Consider the following 16744-nt stretch of genomic DNA (forward strand, 5'->3'; position numbering starts at 1 on the left):
CCCTCCTGACCCCCGTCCCCTCCTGACCCCGTCCCTCGGGGCACTGTGCCCTCCTGACCGCCCCGGCATTTCCCCTGGGGGCGGTCAGGGGGCGCTCATGGGGTCACGGCGCGATGGCCGTGGCGTGCAGCAGGGCCTCGATGACGACCTGGCGCCAGCTGGTCCGTTCGGTCGCGGTGCGACAGGAAGCGCCACCACAGCGGCACTCCCACACCCACTTGGCGCCGACCTGTCGCACGGTGGGGTGGTGGTGGGCGATGTCGGGACGGTGGCGGGCGATGGTGCTCATGGGGTGCTCCCTCGTGTCGTGGCCGGTGGGCCGGCCGCCCCCTGCGGGACACCTCAACCCTCCCGTCGGCGAGCCGGACGGTCTGTGGGCGCCGACACGCCCGCTGTGTGCCGCCGGTGACACAGAGCCGCCGTGACACAGAGCCGCCGTGACACGGTGCCGGCGGTGACACGGCGGGCCGACCCGTGCTGCACTGAACGCATGGAGTGGCGGCTGCTGGGGGGTCTGTCGGAGCAGGAGCGCCGGCTCGTCATCGCGGGCACCCAGCGGCACCGCTACCGCTCGGGTGAGGTCGTCTTCCACGAGGGCGACCTCGCGGAGTCCCTCCACTTCGTCGCGGAGGGTCGCCTCGTCGCGCGGCGCACCACGGCAGCCGGTGACAACGCGACCTTCGCCGTGATGGGGCCGGGAGAGGCGTTCGGCGAGATGGCGATGCTCTCGCCACAGGCGCGGCGCACGTCCACCGTCGCGGCCCTGGAGCCGGCGGTGACCCTCACCCTCCGGTATGCCGAGTTCGAGCGGCTGCGTGCAGCGCACCCGGGCGTCGAGAGACTTCTCGTCGACGTGCTGGCAGAGCGGGTCCTGCGGTTGTCCGACCACCTCGTCGAGGCGTTGTACCTGCCCGCCGAGCAGCGCGTGCTGCGTCGCCTCGACGGCCTCTGCGCGCAGTACGGCTCGCTCGGGAACGGGCAACCGGTCCGGATTCCCTTGACCCAGACCGAGATCGGTGAACTCTGCGGTGCCTCCCGGGCGACGACCAACAGGGTGCTCCAGGCGTTGGTGGCCGACGGGCTCGTCACGCTTCGCCGCGGGGGCGTCGACGTGCAGGACCGCCACGGGCTGCACCGCCGCGCGACCGCCGGGAGCTGACCCGCCGGTGAGGGAGGCGCGAACTCGGCCCGGCGGCATACCCTCTGTCCATGACTGAGCCTGCTGGGGACAAGCCCACTCTCGCCGAGTTCGGCGACGACTTCTCGTCGGTGCTGTGCGTCGTCGCGCACCCCGACGACATCGAGTACGGCACCGCCGCCGCCGTGGCGAAGTGGACCGCGGTGGGCAAGACGGTGACGTACTTCCTGCTGACCCGCGGCGAGGCGGGGATCGACACGATGCACCCGGACGAGGCGGCCGGCGTGCGCGAACAGGAGGAGCGCGACGGCGCCGCCATCGTCGGCGTGACCGAGGTCGACTTCGGCACCCACCGGGATGGCAACGTCGAGTACGGCCTGGCCCTGCGGCGGGACATCTCCCGCGAGATCCGTCGTCGCAAGCCGGACGTCGTCATCACCGGGCACTACGGCGACCGGTTCGTCCAGGGCATGCTCAACCAGGCCGACCACCGGGCCGTCGGGCTGGCGACGGTCGATGCGGTCGCCGACGCGGGCAACCGGTGGATCTTCCCCGAGCTGGTCGACGAGGGCTTCGAGCCGTGGAACGCCAAGCGGCTCTGCTTCGCCGGCTCACCGACGGCCACGCACTACGTCGACGTGGGCGACCACTTCGACCAGGCGGTGGCCTCGCTCGAGGCGCACCAGGCCTACAACTCGGCTCTGCCTGAGGCGTTCCCCAAGCCGGCCGAGCTGATCGGCATGATCCTGGGCTGGGGTGGTCAGGCCGCAGGCGTCGACAGGGCCCTCACGCTGGACGTCGTCGAGCGCCGCTGAGTCCTCGGCGCTTGCAGCTCAGCGGGACTGGACCTCGCGGATCCACGTCTCCACGTCGGTCGACGTGCGTGGCATGGCGGCCGAGAGGTTCTCGCAGCCGTCGGCAGTGACGAGCACGTCGTCCTCGATCCGCACGCCGATGCCGCGGAACCGCTCCGGCACCTTGAGGTCGTCGGCCTTGAAGTAGAGGCCGGGCTCGACCGTCAGGACCATGCCGGGCTCCAGGTCGGCGTCCATGTACTCCTCGCGGGTGGCCAGCGCGCAGTCGTGGACGTCGAGGCCCAGGTGGTGGCTGGTGCCGTGCACCATCCAGCGCCGGTGGTACTGGCCGTGGTCCTTGTCGAGCGTGTCCTCGACCGAGACACCGTCGGGCAGCAGGTCCCACGCGTGCAGGTGCTCCGCGATGACCCGGATCGCCGCGGCGTGGACGTCCGAGAACTTGTTCCCCGGCTTCACCGCCGCGAGCCCGGCCTCCTGCGCGGCATACACCGCGTCGTAGACCTCGCGCTGCGCCTCGGTGAAGGTGCCGCTGGCGGGGAGCGTGCGGGTGATGTCGGCGGTGAAGAGGGACTCCACCTCGACGCCGGCGTCGAGCAGGATGAGGTCGCCCTCGTGCAGCTCACCGGTGTTCTTGATCCAGTGCAGCGTGGTGGCGTGGTCGCCGGCAGCGCAGATCGAGTCGTAGCCGACACCGTTGCCCTCGTGCCGTGCGGTGAGGCCGAAGACGCCCTCGACCCAGCGCTCGCCGCGGCCCTTCGCCAGGGCTTCGGGCAGGTCGGCGATGACGGCCTCGAACCCGTGGTGGGTCGCCTCGACCGCCTTGCGCATCTCCTCGACCTCCCACTCGTCCTTGGTGAGGCGCAGGCGGGAGAGGAAGTGGGCGAGCTCGTCGTCGGCCTCGGTGAGATCGTCCTGCTCGGTCGCCTCGGCGGTGCGGGCCGCGTCGAGCTCACGGGTCAGGTCGCGGTCGGCGTCGCGCACCAGGCGCACCGTCACCTCGCCCGAGTCCTTGACGACCGCGTCGGCGAGCTCGTCGATGTGGCGTCCGGTCAGCCCGAGCTCGACCTCGATGTCCTCGATGGTCGGTCGCGCGCCGACCCAGAACTCGCCGTAGCGGGTGTCGGCGAAGAACTCGTCGGTGTCGCGGCCGGCGAGCGGGCGGAAGTACAGGATCGCCTCGTGGGTGCCGTCGTCGCGGGGCTCCAGGACGAGCACGGCGTCGGGTTCCCGGTCGCCGCCGAGCCCGGTGAGGTGGGCGAACGCGGTGTGCGGCCGGAACACGTAGTCGGTGTCGTTGCTGCGCACCTTGAGGCCACCGGCGGGGATGACCAGCCGGTCGCCGGCGAACGCCGCGCTGACGGCGTCACGGCGCGCCGCGGCATACCTCGCGGCCTCGCTCAGGGCGCTGGGGCCGGGGCGACGTGGCGCCCAGTCCTCCGCGACGAACGCACGGAACTCGTCGGTGGTGGGGCGGGCGCGGTTCTCGGCGTTCTTCTGCTCTTCGCTCACCCCGCCATCGTGCCACGCGCGTATGCCGCGTCGCAGCCTGCCCGGTCGCGGCACCTCGGGCGGCGCTTCGAAGCGCCTCGGCGAGCGTCGGCGCTCGCCGCTCAGGCGTCGGAGAGGAGCGTGAGCACGGCCTTCTCGATCGCTGCCTGGCGGCGCTCGGGGGTGCGGTAGCGGGACGGGTCGACGTCGACGGTGGAGCCCGACTCGTAGCGGTCGAGCACGCGCGGGTCGATGTAGGAGTTCTTCGCAATGGTCGGGGTGTTGCCGAGGTAGCCCGCGACCTCGTCGACGGCGGCCTTGATGGCCCGCTTGCGCGAAGCCTTGGTGTCACCCGGCTCGTCGCTGGCGCCGAGGGCGAGGGCGGCGAGGACGGTGGCGTGCCACGTGCGAAAGTCCTTGGCCGTCAGCTCACCACCGAGCAGGTCGGCCAGGTAGGCGTTGACCACGGTCGAGTCGAGGTCGGCCCAGCGCCGGGCGTCCTGGTAGGCCAGCAGCCGCTTGCTCGCCGACTTGCGGCGGCGCATCCGGTCGAGTGCGGCGATGGCGGCGGCGTCGTCGATCTCGATGGTGTGCTCGATCCCCGACTTGCCGACGAAGGTGAAGACGATGACCTCACCCCGGCGGCGGACGTGCTGGCGCTCGAGCGTGGTGAGGCCGAACGAGCCGTTGTCCTGGGTGTAGGCGTCGTTGCCGATGCGGAAGTAGCCGAGGTCGAGCAGTCGGACGGCGGTGGCGGCTGCCCTGGGGCGGGGCATGCCCTCGAGCGTGAGGTCGTTGAGGATCCGGCGTCGGGCCGCGGGCAGCTTGGCCGCCGCGGCCAGCACCCGGTCGAACTTGGTCTGGTCCTGCTTGAGCCGCCACACGGGGTGGTAGAGGTACTGCCGCCGTCCCGCGACGTCGGTGCCCACTGCCTGGATGTGTCCTTGGGGCAGCGGGCAGATCCAGACGTTCTCCCACGCCGGCGGGATGGCCAAGGAGCGGATCCGCTCCACGTCGGCGCCACCCAGCCGTTCGCCGTTCTCGTCCAGGTAGACGAACCCTTTGCCGGCACGGCGGCGCGTCCACCCCTTCGACTGGGGTGAGACCTTCCGGAGCCTGGGCATCGCGGGCTACAGCCTGTCCAGGGCCGACTTCAGGGTGCCGGCGGTGTCGTTGCCGAGCTTGTTGAGGAGCGGCATCGCCACCGGCCAGAGCCACCGGCCCAGCCCGGTGAAGGAGAACTCGGCCTGGTAGTCCACCGACGACCCGGAGCCGTCAGGAGCCACCGTGATGGTGTCGCGGCTGGTCGTGGTCTCGTTGCGCCCCACGATGACGAACCCGTGGTCGGAGACGCTCTCAAGGGTGTAGTCGAGGTCGACGGTCCGGCCGGCGAACCTCGACACGTTGTGCCAGACCGTGCCCGGTGACCCGTCACCGGAGAGCAGCTCGCACCTGACCGTGCCGGCGTCCCACTCGACGGCGTTCTCGAAGTCGAGCAGGTAGGGCAGGACCTGTGCGGGGGTGGCGGACGTGGCGACGGTGCGCTGGACGGTAGGCATCAGGAGCTCCTGTGGTTGCGACGGGCACGGCGGGTGGTGAGGGCGGTCGTGCCCAGGACGAGTGCTGCGGCGCCGACCGAGGCTGCCGTGCGCCGGACTGTGTGCCGCCAGCGCAGGGGGTCCACCGAGCGCAGCGCCGCGCGGACGGCCGCGTCGTAGCCGGTCTGTCCGCCGGGCGGAGGGCCGATGGCCGACTGCACGTCGTCCTCGTGGCAGACCGCGTCGTGGACCAGGCTGCCCACCAGGGGGCGTGCGATGCCGGCCGAGATCGGCGTGACCAGGCCGACCCACAGCCCGGCCAGCCGCGGAGTGAGGACCGGGACCGAGACGATGAGCCGGCGCCCGATGCCCGCGATCAGGGCATAGCGCTGCATCATCTCGGCGTAGGTCAGGACGTCCGGGCCGCCGATGTCGAACGTCCGGTTGGTCTCGGACGGCAGGTCGGCTGCTCCCACGAGGTAGTGGACGACGTCGTCGACGGCGATCGGCTGGATGTTGTTGTCGACCCACCGGGGGGCCACCATCGCCGGCAGCCGTTCCGTGAGGTGACGCAGCATGTCGAAGGACGCGGAGCCGTCGCCGAGCACGACCCCGGCCTGCAGCACCGCCGCCGGCACGGGTGCGTCGAGGAAGATCTCGCCGACCTCGACGCGCGAGGCCAGGTGCTCGGACAGGTCGCCCTGGGGGTGCAGCCCGCTGAGGTAGACGATCCGGCCGGTGCCGGCGTCGGCCGCCGCCGCCGCGAATCCCTGGGCCATGGTGCGGTCGCGTTGGACGAAGCTGCCTTGGCCGTCCATCGAGTGCAGCAGGTAGTAGGCCACCTCGGCTCCGTCGAGCGCCCGCGCCAGGTCGTCGGGTGAGGTCGCGTCGCCTTCGACCACGTCCACGTCGTCGCGCCACCCATGGCGCTCGAGGCCCGCCCTGCTGCGGGTCAGGACCCGCACCGACCAGCCGGCGTCGAGCAGGGCAGGGACGAGCACCCCGCCGATGTAGCCGGTGGCGCCGGTGACGAGGGCGGTGCGGGGTGCGGGGGAGGTCATGGGATCAGCTTCCGGTGGACAGTACGACGGGTAGGAGGAAGAGCATCCCCAGCGACCACGTCAGGTGCGTGATCATCGGGCCGAGGATGCCGCCGGTCACCCGCCGCTGGAGTGCGGTGACGAGGCCGAGGAGGGCGGCCGCGAGGACGAGCAGCGGTATGCCGGCCCCGGCCGTGGTCAGCGCGTAGACGACCGTGGTGATCGCCACTGCGTGGCGCCGTCCGACGGCGGAGTAGAGCGCGCCGCGGAAGTAGAGCTCCTCGGCGACGCCGTTGACCGCGGTGAGCAGGGTGACGAGGGCCAGGGACCCCAGGCGTGCATGGTCGAGCAGGTGCTCCACGGGGTTGCGCAGGACCGGGACGTGGGCGACGACCGCGGCACCGGCCAGGAACAGGACGAGCAACAGCGCCCCGAGGGCGAGGGACTGGACGATGGGCCGGGCGTCCTCCCCTCCGCCACGGGTGTGCGCTCGCCCCAGGTGGAGGGGTCCGGACACGAGCGCACCAGCGGTCCAGACGCCAGCGAGACCGAGCGTCGCGACGTAGAACAGCGGGTCGCCGGGCCGGATCCGCAACGCGAAACCGAGGACGACGGCGCCGATCACGAGGGTGACCAACGCGACCAGACGACGGCGGCGGAAGGCCTGGTCGCTCTCGGTGTGGTCACGGGCAACCGGCTGCACCAGCGCGGCCCGGATGAAGTCACGCACCTCCCGGACGGGGTTGAGGCCCTGAGCCGGGTGCGGGGTCGCAGGGCCGGTCATGCGCGTGCCGCGTCGTAGCGTCGCAGTGCCTCGCGGCGTTCCTCGGCATGGTCGACGATGCGCTCGGGATAACCGCGGGCGAAGCCGTCGGCGCACTTCCAGGGCTCGTGGGCGGCCTTGCCCGAGAGGTGCGCGAGCTCGGGCACGTAGCGCCGGACGTAGTCACCCTGGGGGTCGAAGCGCAGACCCTGCGTCACCGGGTTGAACACCCGGAAATAGGGGGAGGCGTCGGTGCCGGTGCCGGCGACCCACTGCCAGCCGTGGCTGTTCGACGCGATGTCGCCGTCGATGAGGTGGTCCAGGAAGTGCCTCGCCCCGATCGGCCACCAGACGTGGAGGTCCTTGGTGAGGAAGCTGGCGGTGACCATCCGCATCCGGTTGTGCATCCAGCCCTCCTGGAGCAGCTGGCGCATGGCCGCGTCCACGACGGGGTATCCGGTGCGTCCCTGGCGCCACGCGTCGACCGCGTCACCCGCCTCGTCGTAGTCCATCCCCGACAGGGGTGTGCGCAGGTCGTGCCACGTCGAGGACGGGTGGTGCCACAGCACGTCCGCGTAGAACTCGCGCCACGCCAGCTCGGTCGCGAACCGCTCGGCTCCGTCGCCGAGGTGACGGCGCCCGTCTGCCAGGTCCGCCAGCAACGTGCGGGGGTGGACCGCCCCTACCTTGAGGTAGGGCGACAGCCTCGAGACCCCGTCGAGGTCCGCGCGGTCACGGTCGGTGGCGTAGTCGGCGAGGGCGGCGTCGCGGAAGTCCGCCCACCGTCGCAGCGCCGCGCCCTCGCCGGCCTCGGGCAGGCTCGGGAGGTCCGCGGCCGCCCGCGCCTTCTGCAGGGTGCTCAGCGCTGACTGGTCGGAGCGCACCCGCGCCAACCGCAGCCCGTTCGGCTCGATCGCCGGCGCGGGCCACCCGTGGTCGCGCCACGCGCGCGAGAACGGCGTGAAGACCTTGTAGGGCGCCCCCTCGGCGTTGACCACCGAACCCGGCCCCACGGCATACGGGGAACCGGTCTCGACCCAGTCGACGCCCGTCTCGGCGAGGGCGGCAGCGACCTTGCGGTCACGGCGCTGACCCGCGGGCGTGGTCTCGCGGGAGACGTGCACGGAACCGGCGCCGACCTCCTGCGCCAGCTGCGGGAGCACCGTCGCGGGATTGCCCTCCCGCACACAGAGCCGCCCCTCGTATGCCGCGTCGACCGCTGTGATGCTCTCGGCCAGCCAGGCGCGGCGCGCGTTTCCTGCGCCTCGCCACAGGGCCGGGTCGAGGACGAACACGACGGCCACCTCGCCCTGCCCGCCACCACCCGCCGCGGCAGGGGCGGCGTCCTGGGCGGCCTCGTGGGCTGCGCCCAGTGCCGGGAGATCGCCCCTACGCAGGTCCCGGCGCAACCACAGGATGCTCGAGGGGGACACGCGGACGCTCCTTCATGGGGCTGGAAAGGCTCAGGGAGACCCGGGACGGCTCACGGTAACCCGCTGACCTGCGATGTTCAATGTGTGTTGAAGGTCAGAGGGTGCCGTCGGGGCCGCTGCGACGCGCCTCGTCGGCCGAGGCGTCGTCGGGCATCGTCTGGCTGACTCGCTCGGCCGCGACCCGGCCCAGGTAGATGTCGACCTCCTCCTTCGTGCGCGCCTCGTCCCAGCCGAGGACGGGAGCGACGAGAGCCGCGGCGGCCGGCGCGGCGGAGACGCCCCGGTCCCAGGCCTCGATCGAGATGCGGGTGCGCCGGGTCAGGATGTCGGTGAGGTGCAGGGCGCCCTCGTGCGAGGCCGCGTAGACGACCTCGGCCTTGAGGTGGTCCTCGGCACCGTCCAGTGGCTCCTTGAGCTCGGGTCGCTCGGCGAGGAGGTCGAGGATCTCCTGGGTGAGCGAGCCGTAGCGACGCAGCAGGTGCTCGACCCGCGCGACGTGCAGGCCAGAGGCACGGGCCAGCGACTGGCGTTGGTTCCACGCGGCCTGGTAGCCGACGCCGCCGAGCAGGGGGATGGTGTCGGTCGTGGAGTCGGCGATCCGGCCGGCGATGGCCTGGGCCGCCTCGTCGACGGYGTCCTTGGCCATGACGCGGTAGGTCGTGTACTTGCCGCCGGCGACGACGACCAAGCCCGGGGCGCTGTGGGTGACGACGTGCTCGCGCGAGAGCTTGCTCGTCGACTCGGACTCGCCGGCGAGGAGTGGTCGCAGGCCCGCGTAGACGCCCTCGACGTCCTCGTGGGTCAGTGGCGTCGCGAGCACGCGGTTCACGTGGTCGAGGATGTAGTCGATGTCAGCGCGCGTGGCCGCGGGGTGGGCCTTGTCCAGGGCCCAGTCGGTGTCGGTGGTGCCCAGGATCCAGTGGCGGCCCCAGGGGATGACGAACAGCACCGACTTCTCGGTGCGCAGGATCAGCCCGGTGGAGGAGTGGATGCGGTCGCGGGGCACCACGAGGTGGATGCCCTTGGAGGCCCGGACGTGGAACTGTCCCCGCTCGCCGACCATCGCCTGGGTGTCGTCGGTCCAGACCCCCGTCGCGTTGACGATCTGTTTGGCGTTGATCTCGAACTCGCGATCGGTCAGCTTGTCGATGGCGCGCACGCCCGTGACGCGCTCGCCCTGACGCAGGAAACCAATGGCAGCAACGCGGTTCGCGATGTGGGCTCCATAGCTGGCGGCGGTACGTGCGAGCTCCATCGTGTGGCGGGCGTCGTCCACCTGGGCGTCGTAGTACTGGACCGCACCCGTGAGGGCGCTGCTCTTGAGGCTGGGCATCAGTCGCAGCGCCTGGCGCCGCGTGAGGTGCCGGTGGTGGGGGAGGGCCGAGCCACCGCCGGAGCTCATCGACATGGCGTCGTAGAGCGCGATCCCGGATCCGACGTAGGCGCGCTCCCACACGTGGTGCGTCAGCGGGTAGAGGAACGGGACGGGACGGACGAGGTGGGGCGCGAGGCGGGTGAGCAGGAGGCCGCGCTCGTGCAGGGCCTCCCTGACGAGGGCGAAGTCGAGCATCTCGAGGTAGCGCAGACCGCCATGGATCAGCTTGCTGGACCGTGAGGAGGTGCCGCTGGCGAAGTCGCGCTGCTCGATCAGGCCGGTCGACAGCCCCCGCGTCACGGCATCGAGGGCCGTGCCGCTCCCGACCACGCCGGCGCCGATGACGAGCAGGTCGAGCTCCTCGCCACTGCCGAGCACGTCGATGGCGTGCTCGCGCCCCTGCGGTGAGAGCGCGGTGTTCGTGCCTGCCAGTCCCATCGTGCTACCCCTCGTCGACATCCACCCAGTCCAGGGTGCGTTCCACGGCTTTGCGCCACCCGGCGTACCCGTCGGCGCGCTGCTGGTCCGACCAGGTCGGTGACCACCGCTGGGACTCCTGCCAGTTGGCGCGGAGCTCGTCGGTGCCTGACCAGAAGCCGGTGGCCAGACCTGCAGCGTAGGCCGCACCGAGCGCGGTCGTCTCCGCGACCACGGGCCGGGACACGGGGACGCCGAGGATGTCGGACTGCAGCTGCATACAGAGGTTGTTGGCCGTGACCCCGCCGTCGACCTTGAGCACCTCGAGCTCGACGCCGGAGTCCTTGGTCATCGCGTCCGAGACGTCGCGGGTCTGGTAGCAGATGGCTTCGAGGGTGGCCCGCGCCAGGTGGGCGTTGGTGTTGAACCGACTCATCCCGACGATGGCGCCGCGGGCGTCGGGACGCCAGTAGGGCGCGAACAGGCCGGAGAACGCGGGAACGAAGTAGAGGCCACCGGTGTCCTTGACCTGGTTGGCGAGCCGCTCGATGTCGGCCGCGCCAGAGATGATGCCGAGCTGGTCGCGCAGCCACTGGACGGCCGACCCGGTGACGGCGATGGAACCCTCCAGCGCATAGACCGGCTTGGCGTCGCCCAGCTGGTAGCAGAGCGTGGTCAGCAGTCCCGACTCGCTGCGGACGATCTCCTCGCCGGTGTTGAGGATCATGAAGTTGCCCGTGCCGTAGGTGTTCTTGCCCTCGCCGGGCGCGAAGCAGACCTGGCCCACGGTCGCGGCCTGCTGGTCTCCGAGGTCGCCGGCGAGCGGGACCTCGCCGCCGAGCGGGCCGTTCGCGAGGGTGTGGCCGTAGAAATCGGGGTCGGAGCTGGGCCGGATCGTCGGGAGCATCGTGTGCGGGATGCCGAAGAAGCCGAGCAGCTCGTCGTCCCAGTCGAGGGTCTTGAGGTCCATCAGCATGGTGCGGCTCGCGTTGGTCACATCGGTGACGTGCACGCCCCCGTCGGTTCCCCCCGTGAGGTTCCAGAGCAGCCAGGTGTCGATCGTGCCGAAGATCGCGTCGCCGCTCTCGGCGACCGCACGGGCACCGTCGACGTTGTCGAGGATCCACTGGACCTTGCCCGCCGAGAAGTAGGCAGCGGGAGGGATGCCGGCGCGTTCGCGAATCACGTCGCCCTGGCCGGACTGGTCGAGCGCGCGGGCGATCCGGTCGGTGCGCGTGTCCTGCCAGACGATCGCGTTGTGCAGGGGCCGTCCCGTGCGGCGGTTCCACACGACGGTGGTTTCGCGCTGGTTGGTGATGCCGAGCGCGGACAGGTCGCCGGCCTGGAGGTTGAGGTGCGACAGCGTCGAACCGATCACGGTCTGGGTGCGCTCCCAGATCTCGAGCGGGTTGTGCTCGACCCAGCCCGCCCGCGGCATGACCTGCTCGTGCTCGAGCTGGTGCCGACCGACCTCGGCACCGTCATGGTCGAACACCATGAATCGCGTGCTCGTCGTCCCCTGGTCAACCGCGCCAACGAAATCGGCCATGCCGCGACCCTAGTGCGGCGCTCTGCCAGCCGCCCGGCATACCCGATCGTGGGTGTTCGGGATCACGCCTCTGGATCCGGTCCGGCACGCGCCTGGCGCCGGGAAACCGGCGGGCGCGGCGGTTGGCGATTCAGAACGCGAAACGAGCCTGTGGATATCTGAAGGCTCGTTTCACGTTCTGCAGAGAGACTGTCGCGGTGAGCGAGAACGAGGGCTTCTGGTCCGAGGCGGACGAGCGGGCTGAGCGCCGGGAGCTCGCGGCAGAAGAGCGGGCCGCGGCGCTGGCCAGGGAAGAAGCCGTCGTCGACCTGCCGTCCGTCCTCCGCCTGGCGTCGCGAGCGGTCGACGGGCTGGTGCGCAGCACGTTGAACGCCCAGGGCATGTCGCACGTGTCGCTGACCGGGCTCGACATCCTGGGCTTGGCGGCCAACCCCCGTCCCATCGCCAATCTCGCCGACCGGCTCAAGATAGCGCCGCAGTCGGTCAGCCAGGCGGTCGGAAACCTTGCAGGTCAGGGCTTGGTCGACAAGACCACCGGCTATCTCGATCAGCGGACGGTGACGGTGTCGACAACCGAGGAAGGTCGTCGGCTGCACGAGTGCGCACGGAGGGCGATCGACGACGCCCTCCACGTCGTGGCCGAGGACGTCACCGAAGGGAGGTTGGCCGACCTCACCGAAGACCTGGCCCGCGTCGCCGACGTCGACCGTGGCCGCCATCCGTGGAATCGGTGGTGAGCCGTGCCGCGCCGGGTCAGGTGGCGCGGGGTCAGGTGGCGCGGGGTCAGGCCTTGGGCTCGGGCTCGGTGAGCGTCGGTCGACCGGGCTGTTCGCCGCCGCGCGCCTCCAGGTAGGAGTTCTTGGGCACCATCACCTTGCGGCGGAAGATGCACACGAGCGTGCCGTCCTGGTTGTAGCCCTTGGTCTCGACGTACACGACACCGCGGTCGTCCTTGGACGTGCTCTCCCACTTGTCGAGCACCTCGGTCTGGCCGTAGATCGTGTCACCGTGGAACGTCGGCGCGACGTGGCGCAGCGACTCGATCTCGAGGTTGGCGATGGCCTTGCCGGAGACGTCGGGCACGGACATGCCGAGCAGCAACGAGTAGATGTAGTTGCCCACCACCACGTTGCGCTTGAACTGCGTGGTGTTCTCCGCATAGTTCGCGTCGAGGTGGAGGGGGTGGTGGTTCATGGTGAGCAGGCAGAACAGGTGGTCGTCGTACTCGGTCACCGTCTTGCCGGGCCAGTGCTTGTAGACCGCACCGACCTCGAACTCCTCGTAGCTGCGTCCGAATTGCATGGGCCCATCCTGCCGATGGCAGCCGGACAAGGACACCGGTATGCCGCGTGCGTTCCCTCACAGCCGGCGTGGTCGAGCCTGGGCGAAAGTTTTCGTCGCAAAGATCGAGAGGACCAGCGCCCGCCCGTCAGGGTGGTGACAGGGCCGCACGGCCAACCCACGCCGACCAGGGAGCAGCAACCATGAAGTACGTCATCCTCATCCACTCCAACCCCCAGCCCTGGGGGCACCCGACCAGCGACTTCATCCCCGAGCACCAGGCGTTGTCGGCCGAGGAGCGCGCGGCCCTCCAGTCCGACTTCGAGGCGGTGCTGGAGGACCTGTCCGATCGCGGCGAGCTCGTGGGCGGCCAAGCCCTCGGCAGCCCCCACGACGCGAGGCTGTTCCGCTGGTCGGGCGGCCGCCGCAAGATCACGGACGGTCCCTACGCCGAGACCACCGAGCACTTCGCCGGCTTCTTCCTGATCGACGTCCCCACCCAGCAACGGGCCGAGGAGGTCGCGCAGAAGTTCTCCGGTCCCGGCGAGACCGTCGAGCTCCGCCCCGTCGCGGAGTGACCGGGACGGCTGTCCCGAGGCATCCCTGCCGGGCCCTACCCTTGGGCACGTGCCGATCGACCTCCACACCCACTCCACCGCGAGCGACGGCACCGAACCCTCCGACGTGGTGGTCGCCCAGGCGGCGCGCGCCGGTCTCGAGGTGGTGGCCCTCACCGACCACGACACGTATGCCGGGTGGCCGGCTGCCGTGGCCGCCGCCCACGAGGTGGGCGTGGACCTGGTGCGTGGCGTCGAGGTCTCCTGCTCACGCCGGGGCGTCAGCGTCCACCTGCTCGGCTACCTCGTCGACCCGCAGGCCCCGGGCCTGCTCCGCGAGCTGGAGCGGGCGCGGGAGTCGAGGGTGACCCGGATCGACCGGATGGTCGAGCTGATGGCCGCCGACGGCATACCGGTCACGATCGAGGAGGTGCGGGCGCAGGCGGGCGAGGGCACGACGATGGGGCGTCCCCACATCGCCGACGCCCTGGTGGCCAGCGGCTACGTGCGCACCCGGGACGAGGCGTTCGCCGACGTCCTGCGCAACGGCAGCCGCTACTACACCTCGCACTACGCACCCGACCCGGTGCTTGCGGTGCAGCTCGTCCGCGAGGCTGGCGGGGTGCCGGTGATGGCGCACCCGTTCGCCAACGGTCGCGGCTGGACCGTCGACGACGCGGTCATCGAGGAGATGAGCGCGGCCGGGCTCGCGGGGCTCGAGGCGTACCACCGCGACCACCGGCCGGGCGAGGTGCGCCACGCGGAGGAGCTCGCGGCGCGCCTGCGGCTCTTCGTCACCGGGTCGAGCGACTACCACGGCGTGGGCAAGGAGAACCGCCTCGGCGAGAACACGACGTCGGCCGACGTCCTCGCCCAGATCGAGCAGCAGGCAACCAGCAGCACCGACGTGGTCAGGGCAGGACGAACGTGAACGACATCATCAACCTCCAGACGTTCGGCTCGGTCTTCGTGACCCTGCTGGTCATCATGGATCCGCCCGGCGCGCTCCCGATCTTCCTGGCGCTCACGGGTTCGCTGACCCAGAAGCAGAAGGTCGCAGCCGCCCGCCGCGCCTCGCTCGTGGCGCTCGGCGTGATCGTCCTGTTCGCCGTGTTCGGCCAGCAGATCCTCACCTACCTCCACATCTCGCTGCCGGCCCTCCAGGGAGCCGGCGGGCTCCTCCTGCTGCTCGTGGCCCTGCAGCTGCTGACGGGGTCTGAGCAGGAGCAGCACGCCGACGCCGGGGTCAACGTCGCGCTCGTGCCGCTCGGCACCCCACTGCTGGCCGGTCCCGGTGCGATCGTCGCGACGATGCTCCAGGTCAAGCGGGCCGACGCGGTCAGCGACTACGTCGCCGTCGCAGCCGGACTGGTCGCCACGATGTTCGTCGTCTGGCTCTTCTTCCGCTTCGCCAGCCAGGTGCACCGGGTGCTCAAGGACAGCGGCACCGTGCTGGTGACCCGGATCGCCGGACTGCTCCTCTCGGCGATCGCCGTGCAGATGGTGGCCGACAGCATCCGAGCCTTTGTCAGCGGCACCCCCTAACGTGGGCGAGGTGAGCGTGGGGGAGTTCGTGCAGCAGGAGTTCGGGGGTATGCCGCGGCGCCTGTTCCGGGCGAGCCCCAGCAAGCTGCTGGCGTGGGTCGACTGCCCACGGCGCTACCGCATGCAGTACCTCGACCGTCCGGCGCCGGCCTCGCGTCCGCAGCGTGCGCACACCTCGTTCGGTGTGGCTGTGCACAACGCGCTCCGCGACTGGTGGGACCTGCCGGCCGAGCAGCGCACCCCGGCTGCGGGCGCCGAGCTCGTCCGGACGTCCTGGATCGACCTCGGTTTCCGCGATGCCGACCAGTCGCGCGAGTGGCGCGAGCGGGCCCAGCAGCAGGTCGTCGACTACCTCGACGAGGTCGACCCGGCCCACCAGCCGCTCGGCATCGAGCGCACGGTCTCCCTCAAGACCGAGGTGTTCACCCTTCAGGGCCGCATCGACCGGCTCGACGACCGTGGCGGTGAGCTGGCGGTCGTCGACTACAAGACCAGCCGCTCGGAGCCGACCGACGACGACGCCCGCACGTCGTTGCCCCTGGCGCTCTATGCCGCTGCCGCGTGGAAGATGTTCCGACGCAAGTGCGTCCGGGTCGAGCTGCACCACCTCCCGACCGGCGCCGTCGCCACCCACGAGCACACCGGTGAGTCGCTCAGGCGCAAGATCGCCGAGGCCGAGTCGATCGCGCAGGACGCGCGCAGGGCCGAGGAGGACTACGCCGAGTTCGGCATCGACTCGGGCCGCTTCCCGGCCAACGTCGGTCCCCTCTGCCAGTGGTGCGACTTCCGCGCCCACTGCCCCGCGGGTCAGGCCTTCGGTCCGGAGAAGTCCGACTGGGCGGCCCTGGAGCAGCCCGCGGTCCGCACCTGACAGACTTGGCCACCGGCACGCGCAACTCTCGAGGCAATCACAGCAGAAGGGCAGCCACTGGTGGCCAGGACATCCGCGAAACCGGCCACCATCGTCTCGGTGGCCAACCAGAAGGGCGGCGTCGCGAAGACGACGTCCGTGGCCTCCCTCGGTGCTGCCTTCGCCGAGCAGGGCAAGCGGGTGCTGCTCGTCGACCTCGATGCCCAGGCCTGCCTGACGTTCAGCCTCGGTGTGGACCCGGACGAGGTCGAGAGCTCGATCAACGAGGTGCTGCTCGGGCGGGCCAGCATCGCCGACGTGCGCGTCACCTGTGATGACGGCGTCGACCTGGTGCCCAGCGTCATCGACCTCGCGGGCGCCGAGGCCCAGCTGCTGCCCCGCCCCGGCCGCGAGTACATCCTGCGGACGGTGCTGGAGGAGGTGCGCAGCGAGTACGACGTGATCATGCTCGACTGTTCGCCGAGCCTGGGCGTCCTGACCCTCAACGCCCTCACCGCCAGCCAGGGCCTGATCATCCCGATGCCCTGCGAGATGCTCAGCCACCGCGGCGTCGGCCAGCTCCTCGACACGGTGACCGACGTGCAGAAGATCCTCAACAAGGACCTCGAGGTGTGGGGCATCCTGCCCACCCTGTTCGACGGTCGCAGCAACCACGCCCGCGAGGTGCTCGCCGACGTCGGTCAGCGCTACGACCTGCCGGTGCTGGACCCGCCGATCCCCAAGACGGTGCGCTTCGCGGAGGCGCCGGCCGTCGGGCGGTCGATCCTGGCCACCTCCCGCACCTCCAAGGGCGCCAAGGCCTACCGGGACGTCGCCGCAGCGCTCGCGAAGAAGATCTGACCCGGCGCCCACTGGGCGATCCGGCCCGCGGCGGCGGAATAGCGATGCGCCGAGCCGACTTGTCACTGGACGGTGACTGAACCCGACCCCCGAG

Annotated in this window: 18 protein-coding genes; 8 read left to right on the top strand and 10 right to left on the bottom strand. The window is 71.0% G+C overall.

The features are described from left to right. Nucleotides 1-103 precede the first annotated feature (103 nt). Nucleotides 104-289: a hypothetical protein gene (locus AC1DWR_RS07820; protein WP_477615651.1), complete on the bottom strand. Its 186-nt coding sequence runs from the start codon at nt 287-289 to the stop codon at nt 104-106. A gap of 201 nt (nt 290-490) precedes the next feature. Between AC1DWR_RS07820 and AC1DWR_RS07825 the strand changes: the two genes are divergently transcribed. Beyond that, the gene (locus AC1DWR_RS07825) at nt 491-1159 is read left to right on the top strand and encodes a Crp/Fnr family transcriptional regulator (RefSeq protein ID WP_477624159.1); all 669 of its coding nucleotides are present in this window, start codon (nt 491-493) and stop codon (nt 1157-1159) included. Between the two features lie 50 nt (nt 1160-1209). Then, complete coding sequence (locus tag AC1DWR_RS07830) at nt 1210-1953, top strand: PIG-L deacetylase family protein (protein WP_477624160.1); 744 nt, start codon at nt 1210-1212, stop codon at nt 1951-1953. 18 nt (nt 1954-1971) lie between these two features. Here the strand turns inward: AC1DWR_RS07830 and AC1DWR_RS07835 are convergent, their stop codons facing one another. The 8 genes from AC1DWR_RS07835 to glpK form a co-directional block, all read right to left on the bottom strand. Beyond that, on the bottom strand, nt 1972-3462 hold the full coding sequence (locus AC1DWR_RS07835; protein WP_477624161.1) for an aminopeptidase P family protein: 1491 nt from the start codon (nt 3460-3462) through the stop codon (nt 1972-1974). Nucleotides 3463-3563: 101 nt separating this feature from the next. Further along, nucleotides 3564-4565 carry a DNA topoisomerase IB gene (locus AC1DWR_RS07840; RefSeq protein WP_477624162.1) on the bottom strand — a complete coding sequence of 334 codons (1002 nt, stop codon included), beginning with the start codon at nt 4563-4565 and terminating at the stop codon, nt 3564-3566. A 6-nt stretch (nt 4566-4571) separates the two neighbouring features. After that, on the bottom strand, nt 4572-5000 hold the full coding sequence (locus AC1DWR_RS07845) for an SRPBCC family protein (protein WP_477624163.1): 429 nt from the start codon (nt 4998-5000) through the stop codon (nt 4572-4574). Continuing rightward, nucleotides 5000-6040 carry an NAD(P)H-binding protein gene (locus tag AC1DWR_RS07850; RefSeq protein ID WP_477624164.1) on the bottom strand — a complete coding sequence of 347 codons (1041 nt, stop codon included), beginning with the start codon at nt 6038-6040 and terminating at the stop codon, nt 5000-5002. Before AC1DWR_RS07850 ends, AC1DWR_RS07845 begins: the two co-directional genes overlap by 1 nt. A 4-nt stretch (nt 6041-6044) precedes the next feature. Continuing rightward, on the bottom strand, nt 6045-6803 hold the full coding sequence (locus AC1DWR_RS07855) for a CPBP family intramembrane glutamic endopeptidase (protein ID WP_477624165.1): 759 nt from the start codon (nt 6801-6803) through the stop codon (nt 6045-6047). Further along, nucleotides 6800-8215, bottom strand: a complete 1416-nt coding sequence (locus AC1DWR_RS07860) for a cryptochrome/photolyase family protein (protein ID WP_477624166.1) — start codon at nt 8213-8215, stop codon at nt 6800-6802. Before AC1DWR_RS07860 ends, AC1DWR_RS07855 begins: the two co-directional genes overlap by 4 nt. A 94-nt stretch (nt 8216-8309) precedes the next feature. Further along, nucleotides 8310-10049 (bottom strand): glycerol-3-phosphate dehydrogenase/oxidase, encoded by a 1740-nt coding sequence (locus tag AC1DWR_RS07865; RefSeq protein WP_477624167.1) that lies wholly within the window; start codon nt 10047-10049, stop codon nt 8310-8312. Then, nucleotides 10033-11556, bottom strand: coding sequence for a glycerol kinase GlpK (gene glpK, locus AC1DWR_RS07870; RefSeq protein ID WP_477624168.1), 1524 nt, complete (start codon nt 11554-11556; stop codon nt 10033-10035). The genes AC1DWR_RS07865 and glpK overlap by 17 nt, the downstream gene beginning before the upstream one ends. Before the next feature lie 197 nt (nt 11557-11753). Here glpK and AC1DWR_RS07875 point away from each other — a divergent pair, with 197 nt between their 5' ends. After that, nucleotides 11754-12293 (top strand): MarR family winged helix-turn-helix transcriptional regulator, encoded by a 540-nt coding sequence (locus tag AC1DWR_RS07875; RefSeq protein ID WP_477624169.1) that lies wholly within the window; start codon nt 11754-11756, stop codon nt 12291-12293. 46 nt (nt 12294-12339) lie between these two features. Here AC1DWR_RS07875 and AC1DWR_RS07880 read toward each other — a convergent pair whose 3' ends face one another. Continuing rightward, on the bottom strand, nt 12340-12858 hold the full coding sequence (locus AC1DWR_RS07880) for a MaoC family dehydratase (RefSeq protein ID WP_477624170.1): 519 nt from the start codon (nt 12856-12858) through the stop codon (nt 12340-12342). Between the two features lie 182 nt (nt 12859-13040). On the opposite strand from AC1DWR_RS07880, the gene AC1DWR_RS07885 reads away from it, so the two are divergent. From AC1DWR_RS07885 to AC1DWR_RS07905, 5 genes are all read left to right on the top strand, one after another. Beyond that, nucleotides 13041-13415 carry a YciI family protein gene (locus AC1DWR_RS07885; RefSeq protein ID WP_477624171.1) on the top strand — a complete coding sequence of 125 codons (375 nt, stop codon included), beginning with the start codon at nt 13041-13043 and terminating at the stop codon, nt 13413-13415. Nucleotides 13416-13464: 49 nt separating this feature from the next. After that, entirely contained in the window at nt 13465-14325 is an 861-nt protein-coding gene (locus tag AC1DWR_RS07890) for a PHP domain-containing protein (protein WP_477624172.1), read from the top strand. Further along, the gene (locus AC1DWR_RS07895; protein ID WP_477615666.1) at nt 14322-14939 is read left to right on the top strand and encodes a MarC family protein; all 618 of its coding nucleotides are present in this window, start codon (nt 14322-14324) and stop codon (nt 14937-14939) included. Before AC1DWR_RS07890 ends, AC1DWR_RS07895 begins: the two co-directional genes overlap by 4 nt. Nucleotides 14940-14949: 10 nt before the next feature. Next, a complete protein-coding gene (locus AC1DWR_RS07900; RefSeq protein WP_477624173.1) occupies nt 14950-15810 on the top strand; it encodes a RecB family exonuclease in 861 nt (286 codons plus the stop codon). A 99-nt stretch (nt 15811-15909) separates the two neighbouring features. Next, nucleotides 15910-16650, top strand: coding sequence for a ParA family protein (locus AC1DWR_RS07905; RefSeq protein ID WP_477624174.1), 741 nt, complete (start codon nt 15910-15912; stop codon nt 16648-16650). Nucleotides 16651-16744 lie beyond the last annotated feature (94 nt).

This window comes from Pedococcus sp. P2_E2 (assembly GCF_056403955.1).